10 protein-coding genes, 1 tRNA gene and 2 rRNA genes (1 of these 13 cut by a window edge) are annotated in these 13965 nt (G+C 60.0%); 6 read left to right on the top strand and 7 right to left on the bottom strand.

Annotated features, from left to right (window positions below):
• From ACZ9IL_RS17440 to tcdA, 4 genes are all read left to right on the top strand, one after another.
• Positions 1 to 1160, top strand: a 23S ribosomal RNA gene (locus ACZ9IL_RS17440); it begins 1730 nt to the left of the window's first position.
• A gap of 124 nt (positions 1161 to 1284) precedes the next feature.
• Positions 1285 to 1399 (top strand): 5S ribosomal RNA (gene rrf / locus ACZ9IL_RS17435).
• A gap of 97 nt (positions 1400 to 1496) precedes the next feature.
• Positions 1497 to 1573: transfer RNA gene (locus ACZ9IL_RS17430), tRNA-Asp, on the top strand.
• A 167-nt stretch (positions 1574 to 1740) separates the two neighbouring features.
• Positions 1741 to 2598, top strand: coding sequence for a tRNA cyclic N6-threonylcarbamoyladenosine(37) synthase TcdA (gene tcdA, locus ACZ9IL_RS17425; RefSeq protein WP_476004608.1), 858 nt, complete (start codon positions 1741 to 1743; stop codon positions 2596 to 2598).
• Here tcdA and ACZ9IL_RS17420 read toward each other — a convergent pair.
• Entirely contained in the window at positions 2583 to 3020 is a 438-nt protein-coding gene (locus tag ACZ9IL_RS17420) for a SufE family protein (protein WP_476004607.1), read from the bottom strand. The genes tcdA and ACZ9IL_RS17420 overlap by 16 nt on opposite strands.
• A 14-nt stretch (positions 3021 to 3034) precedes the next feature.
• The gene (locus ACZ9IL_RS17415) at positions 3035 to 4255 is read right to left on the bottom strand and encodes a cysteine desulfurase (RefSeq protein ID WP_476004606.1); all 1221 of its coding nucleotides are present in this window, start codon (positions 4253 to 4255) and stop codon (positions 3035 to 3037) included.
• Positions 4256 to 4432: 177 nt separating this feature from the next.
• Here ACZ9IL_RS17415 and rep point away from each other — a divergent pair, with 177 nt between their 5' ends.
• The gene (rep, locus tag ACZ9IL_RS17410; protein ID WP_476004605.1) at positions 4433 to 6445 is read left to right on the top strand and encodes a DNA helicase Rep; all 2013 of its coding nucleotides are present in this window, start codon (positions 4433 to 4435) and stop codon (positions 6443 to 6445) included.
• A gap of 22 nt (positions 6446 to 6467) precedes the next feature.
• On the opposite strand, the gene ACZ9IL_RS17405 is transcribed toward rep, so the two are convergent.
• The 5 genes from ACZ9IL_RS17405 to ACZ9IL_RS17385 all read right to left on the bottom strand — a co-directional run bounded on the left by ACZ9IL_RS17405 (position 6468) and on the right by ACZ9IL_RS17385 (position 12833).
• The gene (locus ACZ9IL_RS17405) at positions 6468 to 8738 is read right to left on the bottom strand and encodes a putative bifunctional diguanylate cyclase/phosphodiesterase (RefSeq protein WP_476004604.1); all 2271 of its coding nucleotides are present in this window, start codon (positions 8736 to 8738) and stop codon (positions 6468 to 6470) included.
• A gap of 84 nt (positions 8739 to 8822) precedes the next feature.
• Positions 8823 to 9275: a c-type cytochrome gene (locus ACZ9IL_RS17400; RefSeq protein WP_476004603.1), complete on the bottom strand. Its 453-nt coding sequence runs from the start codon at positions 9273 to 9275 to the stop codon at positions 8823 to 8825.
• A gap of 235 nt (positions 9276 to 9510) precedes the next feature.
• A complete protein-coding gene (gene tdh, locus ACZ9IL_RS17395) occupies positions 9511 to 10536 on the bottom strand; it encodes an L-threonine 3-dehydrogenase (protein ID WP_476004602.1) in 1026 nt (341 codons plus the stop codon).
• A gap of 86 nt (positions 10537 to 10622) precedes the next feature.
• The gene (locus ACZ9IL_RS17390; protein ID WP_476004601.1) at positions 10623 to 11813 is read right to left on the bottom strand and encodes a glycine C-acetyltransferase; all 1191 of its coding nucleotides are present in this window, start codon (positions 11811 to 11813) and stop codon (positions 10623 to 10625) included.
• A gap of 375 nt (positions 11814 to 12188) precedes the next feature.
• Positions 12189 to 12833: a TetR/AcrR family transcriptional regulator gene (locus ACZ9IL_RS17385; protein WP_476004600.1), complete on the bottom strand. Its 645-nt coding sequence runs from the start codon at positions 12831 to 12833 to the stop codon at positions 12189 to 12191.
• Between the two features lie 146 nt (positions 12834 to 12979).
• On the opposite strand from ACZ9IL_RS17385, the gene rfaD reads away from it, so the two are divergent.
• A complete protein-coding gene (rfaD, locus tag ACZ9IL_RS17380; RefSeq protein WP_476004599.1) occupies positions 12980 to 13939 on the top strand; it encodes an ADP-glyceromanno-heptose 6-epimerase in 960 nt (319 codons plus the stop codon).
• Positions 13940 to 13965: the final 26 nt, after the last annotated feature.

Below are 13965 nucleotides of genomic sequence, written 5' to 3'. Positions count from 1 at the left end.
GGGAGTCGCAGTGACCAGATGGCTGGGACTGTTTATCAAAAACACAGCACTCTGCAAACACGAAAGTGGACGTATAGGGTGTGACACCTGCCCGGTGCCGGAAGGTTAATTGATGGGGTTAGCGCAAGCGAAGCTCTTGATCGAAGCCCCGGTAAACGGCGGCCGTAACTATAACGGTCCTAAGGTAGCGAAATTCCTTGTCGGGTAAGTTCCGACCTGCACGAATGGTGTAACCATGGCCATGCTGTCTCCACCCGAGACTCAGTGAAATCGAATTCGCCGTGAAGATGCGGTGTACCCGCGGCTAGACGGAAAGACCCCGTGAACCTTTACTACAGCTTGGCACTGAACATTGAACCTACATGTGTAGGATAGGTGGGAGGCTTTGAAGGCGTGACGCTAGTTGCGCTGGAGCCGTCCTTGAAATACCACCCTTGTATGTTTGATGTTCTAACGCAGGGCCCTGAATCGGGCTCGCGGACAGTGCCTGGTGGGTAGTTTGACTGGGGCGGTCTCCTCCCAAAGAGTAACGGAGGAGCACGAAGGTTGGCTAATCCTGGTCGGACATCAGGAGGTTAGTGCAATGGCATAAGCCAGCTTAACTGCGAGACGGACAGGTCGAGCAGGTACGAAAGTAGGTCATAGTGATCCGGTGGTTCTGAATGGAAGGGCCATCGCTCAACGGATAAAAGGTACTCCGGGGATAACAGGCTGATACCGCCCAAGAGTTCATATCGACGGCGGTGTTTGGCACCTCGATGTCGGCTCATCACATCCTGGGGCTGAAGTCGGTCCCAAGGGTATGGCTGTTCGCCATTTAAAGTGGTACGCGAGCTGGGTTCAGAACGTCGTGAGACAGTTCGGTCCCTATCTGCCGTGGGCGTTGGATGATTGAAGGGAGTTGCTCCTAGTACGAGAGGACCGGAGTGAACGAACCTCTGGTGTTCGGGTTGTCACGCCAGTGGCACTGCCCGGTAGCTAAGTTCGGAATCGATAACCGCTGAAAGCATCTAAGCGGGAAGCGAGCCCTGAGATGAGTCATCCCTGACCCCTTGAGGGTCCTAAAGGGCCGTTGGAGACCACAACGTTGATAGGTGGGGTGTGTAAGCGCGGCGACGTGTTGAGCTAACCCATACTAATTACCCGTGAGGCTTAACCATACAACACCCAAGAAGTGTTCTGGGCCTTGTAGCAAGTGAACGAACTACTTATCTAATTCAGTGATAGTGACAAGGCAAACGCCTAAGTCGTTATTCACGTCAGCTTTCCAGATGAAGTTTTTTGCCTGGCGGCCATAGCGCCGTGGAACCACCTGATCCCATGCCGAACTCAGAAGTGAAACGCGGTAGCGCCGATGGTAGTGTGGCATTCGCCATGCGAGAGTAGGATACTGCCAGGCACCCAATTAAACGATGATGTGCAAAGTCACGTCATTGGCCGAGAGGATGACACCTCGTTGAACGGCAGCAGAATTAGCAAAGCGCTAACCAAATTGCGGAGCGGTAGTTCAGTTGGTTAGAATACCGGCCTGTCACGCCGGGGGTCGCGGGTTCGAGTCCCGTCCGCTCCGCCACACTTTAAAAGCCCAGTCGAAAGACTGGGCTTTTTTCATTTCTGATATCCGAAAATACAACCTTTGCTGTCACTTTTTCCCCTGTTCCAATATATCCGCGATCTTTTCTGATGATGCTGCCACCCCTTGTTGCCGCTATAATGGCCGCCCTCAAGCAAGGTGGTGGTATGAAAGCAGAATATCTACAGCGATTCGGGGGCATTGCCCGTCTATATGGTCAGAGCGCGCTCGGCTCCTTCAGTCAGGCCAAGGTCTGCGTAGTGGGGATCGGCGGGGTCGGTTCCTGGGCGGCGGAGGCACTGGCCCGGGCCGGCATCAATCAGATCACTCTGATCGATATGGACGACATCTGCATCACCAACACCAATCGCCAGATCCATGCCATGCAGGGTACCGTCGGGCGTCTGAAGACCGAAGTGATGGCCGAGCGCATTCGTGCCATCAACCCGGATTGCGAGGTGATCGAGGTGGACGACTTCGTCACTGCCGATAATCTGGCCGAGCACATCAAGCGGGAGTTTGACTATGTGGTGGATGCCATCGATTCGGTCAAGGCCAAGGTTGCGCTGATTGCCTTTTGCAAGCGCAACAAGATACCCGTGATAGTGGCGGGAGGGGCCGGCGGGCAGATGGATCCGACCCGGATCACCGTGGCCGATCTGGCCAAGACCATTCAGGATCCGCTGGCCGCCAAGGTGCGCTCAGATCTGCGCCGTCTGCACAACTTCAGCAAGAATCCGGCTCGCAAGTTCGGGGTGGAGTGTGTCTTCTCAACCGAGCAGTTGAGTTATCCCGATGGCAATGGCGGTACCTGTCAGGCCAAGGCGACCAGCGACGGTAACATGAAGATGGATTGCGCCTCCGGTTTTGGTGCCGTGACGCCGGTGACTGCGACCTTTGGTCTGGTGGCCGCTTCCCGGGTGCTGAAGAAGATTGCCGAACGGGGGGCTAAAGTTGAGCGCCTTGAGGCGGCCGCAAAGGCAGAAGAAATGCCGCCAGCGGCAGAGGATCAAGCTGAAGCCTGATCCCGGATCCCCAGCACTATTGCCCTGAGCCCGTTGCCCCGTGACGGGCTCAGGTGTTTCTCCAGCCCGAGTTCGGCGAGATAGCCAGTCATATCGAAGGCCTGAATGGCCTCCGCAGTCTGGTGATTGAGCGCCGCCAGCACTATAACGATGAGGCCGCGTACTATGCGGGCGTCGGAGTCGCAGGCGAAGTGCCAGCAGCCATCCTCACTCTTCTCCCCCTTCAGCCAGGCCTGACTCTCGCAGCCCTTCAGGCGAAGCTCGTCCTGCTGCCACTCGGTCGGCAGGACGGGCAGCAGCTTGCCGAGCAGGATGATGAGGCGGTATTGGTTTTCCCAGCCATTGGCGGCCGCAAACTGCTGGCGGATGGTATCGGCATTCGGCTCTCGGCCGATGGGGGTATAAGTCGCGAGATCACTCATTTCAATCATCCGCCTTAGAAGAAGTCGCTTAACTTGTGCAGGGCCGCCAGCAGAGCATCCACGTCATTCCGATCGTTGTAGCAGGCCAGCGAGGCACGCATGGTACCGCCGATGCCAAGGCTATCCATCAATGGCATGGCACAGTGATGGCCGACCCGCAGCGCTATGCCCTGCATGTCGAGCAGGGTGGCGGCATCTTGCGGGTGGATCTCGTCCAGCAGGAAGGAGATGGCCCCGGCGCGCCGCCTGGGCTCACCGATCAGACGCAGGCCCGGCACCTGTTGCAGGCCAACTAACAGATAGTCGGTGAGGGCCTGCTCGTGGCGCACTAAAGCCGCTCTGTCCTGCTGCTCGATAAATGTGATGGCGGCGGCCAAGCCGATGGCCCCGGCGATATGTGGGGTACCTGCCTCGAACTTGAACGGCAGGGTATTGAAAGTGGTGCCGGCGAAGCTGACCCTGTCGATCATCTCGCCGCCTGCCTGCCAGGGTGGCATCCGCTCCAGCCATTCTGTCTTGCCCCATAGCACGCCGATCCCGGTCGGGCCATAGAGCTTGTGGCCGGAGAAGGCATAGAAGTCGCAGCCGATGGCCTGCACATCTACCTCGAGGTGCGCCACCGCCTGGGCCCCGTCGATCAGGGTCAGGGCGCCGACCGCCTTGGCGGCCGCCACTATCTGCTCTATTGGATTGACGGTGCCCAGTGCGTTGGAGACATGAGCGACGCTGACCAGCCGGGTACGTGGCCCCAGCAGTGCGTGGTAAGCGTCGAGATCGAGATCGCCGCGCGCATCCAGCGGGATGACCCTGATGAGGGCGCCGGTGCGCTCGGCGAGCAACTGCCAGGGCACGATATTGGCGTGGTGTTCCAGGGTGCTGAGCACTATCTCGTCCCCCGCCCTGAGTTCGCTCAACCCCCAGCTCTGGGCTACCAGATTGATCGCCTCTGTGGTGCCGCGGGTCCAGATGATTTCCCGACTGTGCGGGGCATTGATGAAGCGGCTCATCGTCTCGCGGGCGGCCTCGAAGGCGCGGGTGGCGCGGCCGCTCAGGGCATGGGCGGCGCGATGCACGTTGGCGTTGTCGGCACTGTAGTAGCGGGCGATGGCATCCAGCACTGACTGCGGCTTCTGGGTGGTGGCGGCGTTGTCCAGGTAGACCAGGGGATGGCCGTTGACCTCCTGCGCCAAGGCCGGAAACTGGCTGCGCAGCCGGGCGTGCTGTTGCTGGTTCATGCTCCCCTCATCATCCTCTGGAAAAGTCGGTCATGATCCTGAAAAAGGCGCGCAAACACAAGGTGAAGTGCCGGGATCCTGCACAGCACCATGGCACCAGGCCAGTGCTCGGCTTCGGCGACGCTGACGATTTCTGTTACAATGCCGCCCCTCATCATAAGCCAAGAGATCCGGCCCATGAAGCTCAACCCGAATCAGAACGAAGCGGTCAAGCATGTCTCCGGCCCTTGCCTGGTGCTGGCGGGCGCCGGATCGGGCAAGACCCGTGTCATCACCAACAAGATCGCCTACCTGGTGCAGCAGTGCGGCTATAACGCCCGCAACATAGCGGCGGTCACCTTCACCAACAAGGCGGCGCGGGAGATGAAGGAGCGGGTCGGACAGACCCTGGGCCGCAAGGAGGCGCGGGGGCTCATGGTCTCAACCTTCCATACCCTGGGCCTCGACATCATTCGCCGTGAGCACAAGAGTCTGAATCTCAAGGCGAACTTCTCCCTGTTCGACGATACCGATCAGCTGGCGCTGCTCAAGGAGCTGACCGAGGCGGAGCTCGACAACGACAAGGACAAGCTGTCGGCCCTCATCAGCCAGATCTCCAACTGGAAGAACGACCTCATACTGCCGGCCCGTGCCATGCGCATCGCCAAGGGCCCGGAAGAGGTGCTGATGGCCCAGCTTTACGAGCGTTATCATCGCCAGATGGTGGCCTACAACGCGCTGGATTTTGACGACCTCATCGTGATGCCGACCCTGCTGCTCAAGAGCAATGACGAGGTACGCACCCGCTGGCAGAACAAGATCCGCTACCTGCTGGTCGATGAATATCAGGACACCAATACCAGCCAGTACGAGCTGGTGAAGCAGATCGTCGGCGAGCGGGCCCGTTTCACCGTGGTAGGGGACGATGATCAGTCCATCTATTCCTGGCGCGGTGCCAAGCCGCAGAACCTGGTGCTGCTGAACGAGGATTTCCCGAGCCTCAAGCTGATCAAGCTGGAGCAGAACTACCGATCCAAGGGCCGCATCCTGAAATGCGCCAACATCCTGATCGCCAACAACCCCCACGTGTTCGACAAGGCGCTGTTCTCCGAGCTCGACTATGGGGTGCCGGTCAAGGTGCTGTTCGCCAAGAATGAAGAGCACGAGGCGGAGCGGATCGCCGCCGAGCTGATGGGCCACAAGTTCATGAATCGCACCCGCTTCAAGGATTACGCCATCCTCTACCGGGGCAACCATCAGTCGCGGATCTTCGAGAAGGCGCTGATGACCAACCGCATTCCCTATCGTATCTCGGGAGGCACCTCCTTCTTCTCGCGCACCGAGATCAAGGACATCATGGCTTACCTCAAGCTGCTGGTGAATCCGGACGAGGACACCGCCTTCCTGCGGGTGGTCAATCTGCCGCGGCGGGAAATAGGCCCCACCACGCTCGAAAAACTGGGCCAGTATGCCAACCAGCGCGGCAAGAGCCTGTTTGCCGTAAGCACAGAGCTGGGGCTGGAGCAGCATCTCTCGGGCCGCGGCCTGGTCGCCCTGCAAGCCTTCACCAACTGGTTGGCGCGGCTCGGCGAACAGGCCCAGCGCGGCAACCCGGTGGAGGCGGTGCGAGACATGATCAAGGGGATCCACTACGAGGAGTGGCTGATGGAGACCTCGCCCAGCCCCAAGGCGGCCGAGATGCGGATGAAAAACGTCTCCACACTGTATGGCTGGCTCGTTGAGAAGCTGGAGGGGAATGAATTGAACGAGCCCATGACCCTGCCTGAAGTGGTCACCAGTTTCACCCTGCGGGACATGATGGAGCGCAACGAGGGGGAGGATGACGCGGATCAGGTGCAGCTGATGACGCTGCATGCCTCCAAGGGGCTGGAGTTTCCTTATGTCTATATGGTGGGTATGGAGGAGGGTCTGCTGCCACACCAGACCAGCATAGACGAAGATAACGTGGAGGAGGAGCGTCGCCTCGCCTACGTGGGCATCACCCGCGCCCAGACCGAGCTGACCTTCACCCTCTGCAAGGAGCGGCGCCAATACGGGGAATCGGTGCGGCCCGAGCCCAGCCGCTTCCTGCTGGAACTGCCCCAGGACGATCTGGAGTGGGAGAATCAGAAGAAGGTGACGCCCGAGGAGCGTCAGCAGAAGGGGCAGGTCGGGATTGCCAACCTGCGGGCCATGTTCAAGAAGGACTGAGTTCAGGAAGGCTTGCGCGGCATCAGTTTGTCTGGCTCAGCAGGGGGGTGATGTCGGCTCCGGGCAGGGGAGGAGAAATATGGCGCCCCTGTCCCATGGTACAGCCCAGCTCGATCAGCTTCTGCAACTGCTGCTGGTTTTCGATGCCCTCGACCACCAGGGTGAAGTCGAGATCCTGACAGATGTCCCGCATGGCACGGATCAGCGCCAGATCCTTCGGGGAATTCAGCATCCGGTGAGTGAAGCTGTCATCCACCTTGATGTAGTCCACCGGGAAGTGGAACAGGGCGTTGAGGGAGGAGAAGCCGGTGCCAAAATCGTCAAGGCTGATCTGGATGCCCTTGGCCCTGAGTTCGTGCAACGAGGTGAGCGAATCGACGTTTTGCCGCGACAGCTCCCGCTCGTTGAACTCGAAGATGAAGTAACTCGGCACCACCCCCTCTTGCTCTATGATGTTGACCAGCTGCATGACCTGTTCACGGCTGGCCAGGTGCTTGCCGGAGAGGTTGATGGCGATCTTGAAGCGGCTCTGACCCGAGACGGGCAGCCAGCTCTTCAACTGCTGGCAGGTGCGGCTGAGGATCTGCCGATCCAGCTCCTGGATGAGGCCGCACTGCTCGGCCAGCGGAATGAAATCGAAGGCATCCTTGAGCTCTCCCTCCTCCGTTATCCAGCGCGCCATTACCTCCAGCCCGGTCAGGCGACTGTCTTCGAGCCGGATCACCGGCTGGAAGTAGGGCACTATCCGGCCTTCCCGCAGGGCCCTGGTCAGCCGCTCCTCCGGTGAACCCGTGTGATCCCGGCAGGCCTCGGAATAACTGACGATGCGGCTGCGACCGTTGCGCTTGGCCTGGTACATGGCGAGATCTGCCTGGTGCAGCAGTTCGCTGACGTCCGTGGTCTGTTCAGAGACGCTGGCCACCCCCAGGCTGACGGTGATGCTCAGCTCATTGCCCTGCAACCTGAAGGGGTGGGCGATGCGACCGACGAGGCGGTTCAGTACCGGGCTGACGTCTTCCTCCTGCTGGCTGTTATCCAGATAGATGACGAACTCGTCCCCTCCCAGCCTGGCCACCATGTCGTTTTGCCTGATGCAGCTCTGCAGCCGCTTGCTCAGCTCCTGCAGCAGCTGATCGCCGGCGCCGTGACCCAGGGCATCGTTGACCTGCTTGAAGTGATCCACATCGATGAAGATCAGGGTGAAACCGGCCGTCTGGTAACGGCGATAGCGGGTCATGGCGTGATGGAGGTGATTCATCAGCAGGGCCCGGTTCGGCAACTGGGTCAGAGGGTCGTGCAGCGCGTTGAATTGCAGCCGCCGCTCCAGCTCCTGATGCTGCTTGAGTTGTTTCTGCAGCCTGAGATTGGTCTGGCGCAGTTGCTGCAGCCGCTGATTGATGGACTCTTCCGAATGGATGTCGTCCAGCTGCTGACGGACACGCTTGAGCTCCAGCAACAGGGTCAGTTGGTGGCGCAGGAAGTCGAGGAACAGCCGATCATCGGTCTCCAGCGGTTGGGCGGTATTGATGAGCAGGTGAGCGAAATACTGCTGCTGCTGGCGCAGCGGCAGGCTGTACCAATATTGCCCCGCCTCGTATCGCTCGACGCCGTTGGTGCTGTGACAGAGCGCCCTGATGAAGTCGTCACCATAGGAGAGCTGCACCGGATACAGCTTCTCCAGCCGCTGGCTGTCGAGCCGGATCAGCAGCATGTCGTTGACCGCCAGCATCTGGCGCAGCACGGCCTCCAGTTGGGAGAGCAGCGCATGCTGGGGCAGGCTGTGGGCCAACCGCATGATACGGCTGATCTTTTCTATCTTCTGCTGCCAGTGAGGATCCCGCTGCATGAGGGGAGAAGCTTGTCCCGCCAGCTGGGAACCTGTCTGGGTCTCATGCAGCCGTTTGGCCAGGCACTCCAGCAACAGCCGCAGGGTGGGCAGGTGCTCGGGGGCCGCGCAGGCCAGCAGCCACTGCACCTCCCCATGCTCCACCGCCTGCACACACCAGCCCTGATGTTCATCGAGCTGGGTGAGCTGCTCGGTGAGGCGGGGCTCTTCGCGCCCCAGCTGCTGTTTGAAATCCTCGTCGAGCCGATGTTCATAGACCCAGTGCAGGCCATCATTCGCCAGCCCCAGCATGGCAAAGTGCTGCAGGGGGCAGAGTCGACTCAACTGCGCAAGCAGCCGGCCGTAGTCCTCCCGGGAGGCGGCACCGGGCGCAGGAAAATCCATGATGGAGGAGACGATCGCCAGCAAGGGCGCGGAGTCGTGCGGTGTGGTGGGCTGGGCTGACATGCAAAACTCCCGAATGAACATACCTTCAAGGGTGGCCGGAAGTAAACAGATTGAAAGGACTTCAATAGAAGCCCTTTCAATTACTTATAGCTTGTCGATCATGTAGTGGACGGCATTCAGGAGCTCTTCGTCGCTACAGGTGGCGCAGGTGCCGCGGGGTGGCATCATGCCAGCCTCGCCGGTGAAGCCCTCGATCGCGTGTTTCTTCAGGGTGTCTATGCCCTTGGCGATACGGGGTGCCCAGGCGACCTTGTCGCCGCGCTTGGGTGCACCGGCCGCGCCGGTGTCGTGGCAGGCGAAGCAGGCCCCCTTGAACACGGTCTCGCCGTCACGGGGACCGGACGATGCGGCAGCGGGCGCCGCGGCGGCCGTTGCAATCCCTTCCAGATCCTTGGCGGTGTATACCTGGCCGACCGGGGCGATACGCTCGGCGATGGCATCCGCTGACATCTCGTCGGCGGCAAATACGGTGCCGGACAGACTGGCAACCGCCATTCCGGCAACCAGCAAATAGCTCAGTTTTCTCAACACGCTCATGTACTCCCAGCAGGCTCTTATTATCCCTAGAAAACGACGGGATTATAACCGAATAGTTACAGGCATTTAAACGCTTGTGTGTGAAGTGTTAAGCAATCTGCGAATAAAAATTCGACGGCGACAGGGCCTCGGAGGTGGGGGCTGGCAAAAAGAAACCCGGCTTTCGCCGGGTTTTCTGAGGCAGGCAGGGAAAAAGACTGATTTATCCCGGTTGAATATCAGCTTGCCGGGGTTATCAATCCCAATTCAGGATCACCTTGCCGGACTGGCCGGAGCGCATGGCGTCGAAGCCCTGCTGGAAGTCATCGATGTGGAAGTTGTGGGTGATGATGGGGGAGAGATCCAGCCCTGACTGGATGAGACTGGCCATCTTGTACCAGGTCTCGAACATCTCGCGGCCGTAGATCCCTTTGATAAACAGTCCCTTGAAGATCACCTTGCCCCAGTCGATGGCCATGGTGGCGGGAGGAATGCCGAGCATGGCGATCTTGCCGCCGTTGTTCATCTTGTCGATCATGTCCTGGAAGGCGCTGGGGACGCCGGACATCTCCAGCCCCACGTCGAAGCCTTCGGTCATGCCGAGCTCGGCCATGACGTCGGAGAGCTGCTCCTTGCTCACGTTGACGGCACGGGTGGCGCCCATCTTGCGGGCCAGCTCGAGGCGGTATTCGTTGACGTCGGTGATCACCACGTGGCGAGCGCCGACGTGGCGGCAGACGGCGGCGGCCATGATGCCGATGGGGCCGGCACCGGTGATGAGCACGTCTTCACCCACCAGATCGAAGGAGAGGGCGGTGTGCACGGCGTTGCCGAACGGATCGAAGATGGCGGCCAGCTCATCGGGCACGTTGTCCGGCAACTTGAAGGCGTTGAAGGCCGGGATCACCAGGTATTCGGCGAAGGAACCGGGGCGGTTGACGCCGACGCCTATGGTGTTGCGGCACAGGTGGGTGCGACCGGCGCGGCAGTTGCGGCAGTGGCCGCAGGTGATATGACCTTCACCGGAGACGCGGTCGCCCACGGCGAAGCCCCGCACTTCCTGACCGACGGCGACCACTTCTCCCACGTATTCGTGACCCACCACCATGGGCACCGGGATGGTCTTCTGGGACCATTCGTCCCAGTTGTAGATGTGGATGTCGGTGCCGCAGATGGCGGTCTTGCGGATCTTGATCAGCAGATCGTTGTGGCCGAGCTCGGGGGCCGGGACATCCGTCATCCAGATGCCGACTTCTTTCTTCAGTTTGGAGAGTGCTTTCATGACAGACTTCCTCAGGACGCTGCGCCGGATGGGGTGTTCGCAGCAAGAGAGTGCAAAAAATGGGGCCGATAGCGGCCCCGTTTCAATCAGATGACACCGAGCTCGCGGCCGATGCGGATGAAGGCGTCGATCGCCTTGTCGAGCTGTTCACGGCTGTGGGCGGCGGACATCTGGGTGCGAATGCGGGCCTGACCCTTGGGCACCACCGGGAAGGAGAAGCCCACCACGTAGATGCCGGCGGCCAGCATGCGGCTCGCCATCTCGGAGGCCAGCTTGGCATCCCCCAGCATCACCGGGATGATGGCGTGATCGGCGCCGGCCAGGGTGAAACCGGCGGCGCTCATGCGCGTGCGGAAGTAGTCGCTGTTCTCTCTCAGGCTGGCACGCAGTGCGTGGCCCTCGGCCAGCATGTCGATCACCCTGATGGTGGCTGCGACGATGGAGGGGGCCAGCGAGTTGGAGAAGAGGTAGGGACGGGAGCGCTGACGCAGCCAGTCGATCACCTCTTTCTTGCCGGAGGTGTAGCCGCCGGAGGCGCCGCCGAGCGCCTTGCCCAGGGTGCCGGTGATGATGTCGACCCGGTCCAGCACGCCACAGTGTTCGTGGGTGCCGCGGCCGTTCTCGCCGATGAAGCCGACCGCGTGGGAGTCATCCACCATCACCAGGGCATCGTATTTATCGGCCAGATCGCAGATGGATTTCAGGTCCGCGATGACCCCGTCCATGGAGAAGACGCCGTCGGTGGCGATCAGCTTGAAGCGGGCGCCATCGGCGTTGGCCTGCTTGAGCTGGGCTTCCAGCTCGGCCATGTCGTTGTTGGCGTAGCGATAGCGCTTGGCCTTGCACAGCCGCACGCCGTCGATGATGGAGGCGTGGTTGAGTGCATCGGAGATGATGGCGTCTTCGGCGCCGAACAGGGTCTCGAACAGACCGCCATTGGCATCGAAGCAGGAGGAGTAGAGGATGCTGTCCTCGGTGCCGAGGAAGGCCGACAGCTTCTGCTCCAGTTCCTTGTGCTGATCCTGGGTGCCGCAGATGAAGCGCACCGAGGCCATGCCGAAGCCGTGGCTGTCCAGCCCCTGATGGGCGGCGGCGATGAGGTCGGGGTGATTGGCGAGCCCCAGGTAGTTGTTGGCACAGAAGTTCAGTACCTGCTCCCCGCCCACCGCGATCCTGGCCTGCTGGGCCGAGGTGATGATGCGTTCCTGCTTGTACAGGCCTTCCGCTTTGACCTGTTCGAGCTGCTCGCTCAGGTGACGATAGAATCCGTTAGACATCCTCGGTCCTCATTAGCTATTTCGGCTGGGAAATTAGGGTCTGTTGACGTTTCGTCGCAAGCCGCGTTGCTACGACAAATGACGCCAGGCTAGGCGCAGGGCGCCGGCAATGGCCATCCCCTTGGCAAGTCCTGCAACAACGCATGGCTTGATTTGCCGTGCAACCCGTAGGGACGGGTCAATTGTTTGCGCATAACGTCGTTTCTCGACAACTCATTTGAACGACCAAACTTCGTGTCTCGCTATGCGCAAAAATTGACGCCATCGCGGTCGTGACGAAATGTCGACAGGCCCTAGAGTAGGCAACATTTTACTGTAATAAGTTCGCGGAAATTCAAATTATTGTGCTGATATTCAACAATTGTGAAACAGATCTCACCCGACTGGTTGGGCCAGCTGATGGTAGTGTTGCTCCAGTTGATGGATCTGTTCGGCGACCTTGGGTTGTACATAGGGGCGCAACAGGAACAGCACCCGCAGGACGCCCTGATAGAGCAAGGGCTTGGTGATGCGGGTGGCGGGGGCCTGGGCTATCTGGAACGGGATCCAGCAGGTCACCACCATCTTGATGGTCTGGCCGAGATCCGGCAGGTCTTCGTCGCTGACGGCGATGATGCCACCCTCGCGCAGGCTCCTGAGCAAGGCGACCACGGAGGCGCGCAGCTGTTCCTGGGCCTTGAGGTACTTCTGTTGCAGCGGTTCGTCGCGACTGAGGATGTCCGGCAGATTCGCGTAGAAGAAGCGGAACTGCCACATCAGATAGAAGATGGCATCCAGGTAGCCCATCAGATCCGCCAGCGTGATCTCGTTGCTGCGGGCCGGGGTGAAGCTGTCGCTCAGGTGGCGGGCATATTGATCGAAAATCGAGTGGATGATGTCTTCTTTATTGCGGAAGTGGTAATAAAGGTTGCCTGGGCTGATGCCGAGATGGGCGGCAATGTGGTTGGTGGTGATGTTGCGTTCACCCTGATCGTTGAACAGCTCGGTGGCGCTGTGAATGATCCTGTCTCTGGTTTTCATCGCTGATCCCTCTGCCGGGCCCTGTGCATCAAGGTCGAATCCCCTTGCGGCCCGTGATAAACTTTTCGGCAATTTCAAATTGGCCCACTATACACAGCTTTAACAGGCAGTCACACGGGGCCATCAACGTACGCGAGGCAAACTCCATGATCGTAGTAACTGGCGGTGCTGGCTTTATCGGCAGCAATCTGGTCAAGCAGCTGAACGCTCAAGGACGGACCGATGTGGTGGTCATCGATGACCTGACCGACGGCACCAAGTTCGTCAATCTGGTCGATCTCACCATCGCCGATTACATGGATAAGGACGAGTTCCAGGCGCGCATCGTCTCCGGCGACGAATTTGAGGAGTGGGATGGCGGCATCGAGGTGATCTTCCACGAAGGCGCCTGCTCCGCGACCACCGAGTGGAACGGCAAGTTCATCATGGAGGTCAACTACGAGTACTCCAAGGATCTGTTCCACTACTGCATCGAGCGGGAAATTCCGTTCATCTACGCTTCCTCCGCCGCCACCTACGGTGGCCGCAACGACAACTTCATCGAAGACCCCAGGTACGAGCAGCCGCTCAACGTCTACGGCTACTCCAAGCAGCTGTTCGATCAGTACGTGCGCCGCTGGCTGCCGGAGATCGACTCCCAGGTGGTGGGCCTGAAGTATTTCAACGTCTACGGCCCGCGCGAGCAGCACAAGGACTCCATGGCCTCCGTCGCCTTCCACCTCAACACCCAGGTGAAGCAGGGCAGCAACCCCAAGCTGTTCGAGGGTTGTGACGGCTTCCCGGATGGTGGCCAGATGCGTGATTTCATCTATGTGGACGACGTCTGCAAGGTCAACCTCTGGTTCTGGCAGAATCCGCAGCACTCCGGCATCTTCAACTGCGGCACCGGCCGGGCCGAGCCGTTCCAGCACGTGGCCGAGGCCGTGATCAAGCATCACCAGCAGGGCACCATCGAATATATCCCCTTCCCGGATCATCTGAAGGGCCGCTACCAGAGCTTCACCCAGGCCGACCTCACCAAGCTGCGTGGCGTAGGCTATGACGGCGAGTTCAAGACGGTGGCCGAAGGCGTGGCCGATTACATGGCCTGGTTGAACCGGGCTTGATCCCCTCCTGACGGGCGGCTCTGGCC

The sequence above is a fragment of the Aeromonas sp. TECH754 genome, from assembly GCF_056279295.1.
The sequence above is the reverse complement of the archived record's forward strand: the minus strand, read 5'-3'. Positions and strand labels throughout refer to the sequence as shown.

What these genes read in the sequence shown, in the direction of transcription:
- tcdA (WP_476004608.1), top strand. Translation starts at nt 1,741, where the DNA reads ATGAAAGCAGAATATCTACAGCGATTCGGGGGCATTGCCCGTCTATAT.
- ACZ9IL_RS17420 (WP_476004607.1), bottom strand. Translation starts at nt 3,020, where the DNA reads ATGAGTGATCTCGCGACTTATACCCCCATCGGCCGAGAGCCGAATGCC.
- ACZ9IL_RS17415 (WP_476004606.1), bottom strand. Translation starts at nt 4,255, where the DNA reads ATGAACCAGCAACAGCACGCCCGGCTGCGCAGCCAGTTTCCGGCCTTG.
- rep (WP_476004605.1), top strand. Translation starts at nt 4,433, where the DNA reads ATGAAGCTCAACCCGAATCAGAACGAAGCGGTCAAGCATGTCTCCGGC.
- ACZ9IL_RS17405 (WP_476004604.1), bottom strand. Translation starts at nt 8,738, where the DNA reads ATGTCAGCCCAGCCCACCACACCGCACGACTCCGCGCCCTTGCTGGCG.
- ACZ9IL_RS17400 (WP_476004603.1), bottom strand. Translation starts at nt 9,275, where the DNA reads ATGAGCGTGTTGAGAAAACTGAGCTATTTGCTGGTTGCCGGAATGGCG.
- tdh (WP_476004602.1), bottom strand. Translation starts at nt 10,536, where the DNA reads ATGAAAGCACTCTCCAAACTGAAGAAAGAAGTCGGCATCTGGATGACG.
- ACZ9IL_RS17390 (WP_476004601.1), bottom strand. Translation starts at nt 11,813, where the DNA reads ATGTCTAACGGATTCTATCGTCACCTGAGCGAGCAGCTCGAACAGGTC.
- ACZ9IL_RS17385 (WP_476004600.1), bottom strand. Translation starts at nt 12,833, where the DNA reads ATGAAAACCAGAGACAGGATCATTCACAGCGCCACCGAGCTGTTCAAC.
- rfaD (WP_476004599.1), top strand. Translation starts at nt 12,980, where the DNA reads ATGATCGTAGTAACTGGCGGTGCTGGCTTTATCGGCAGCAATCTGGTC.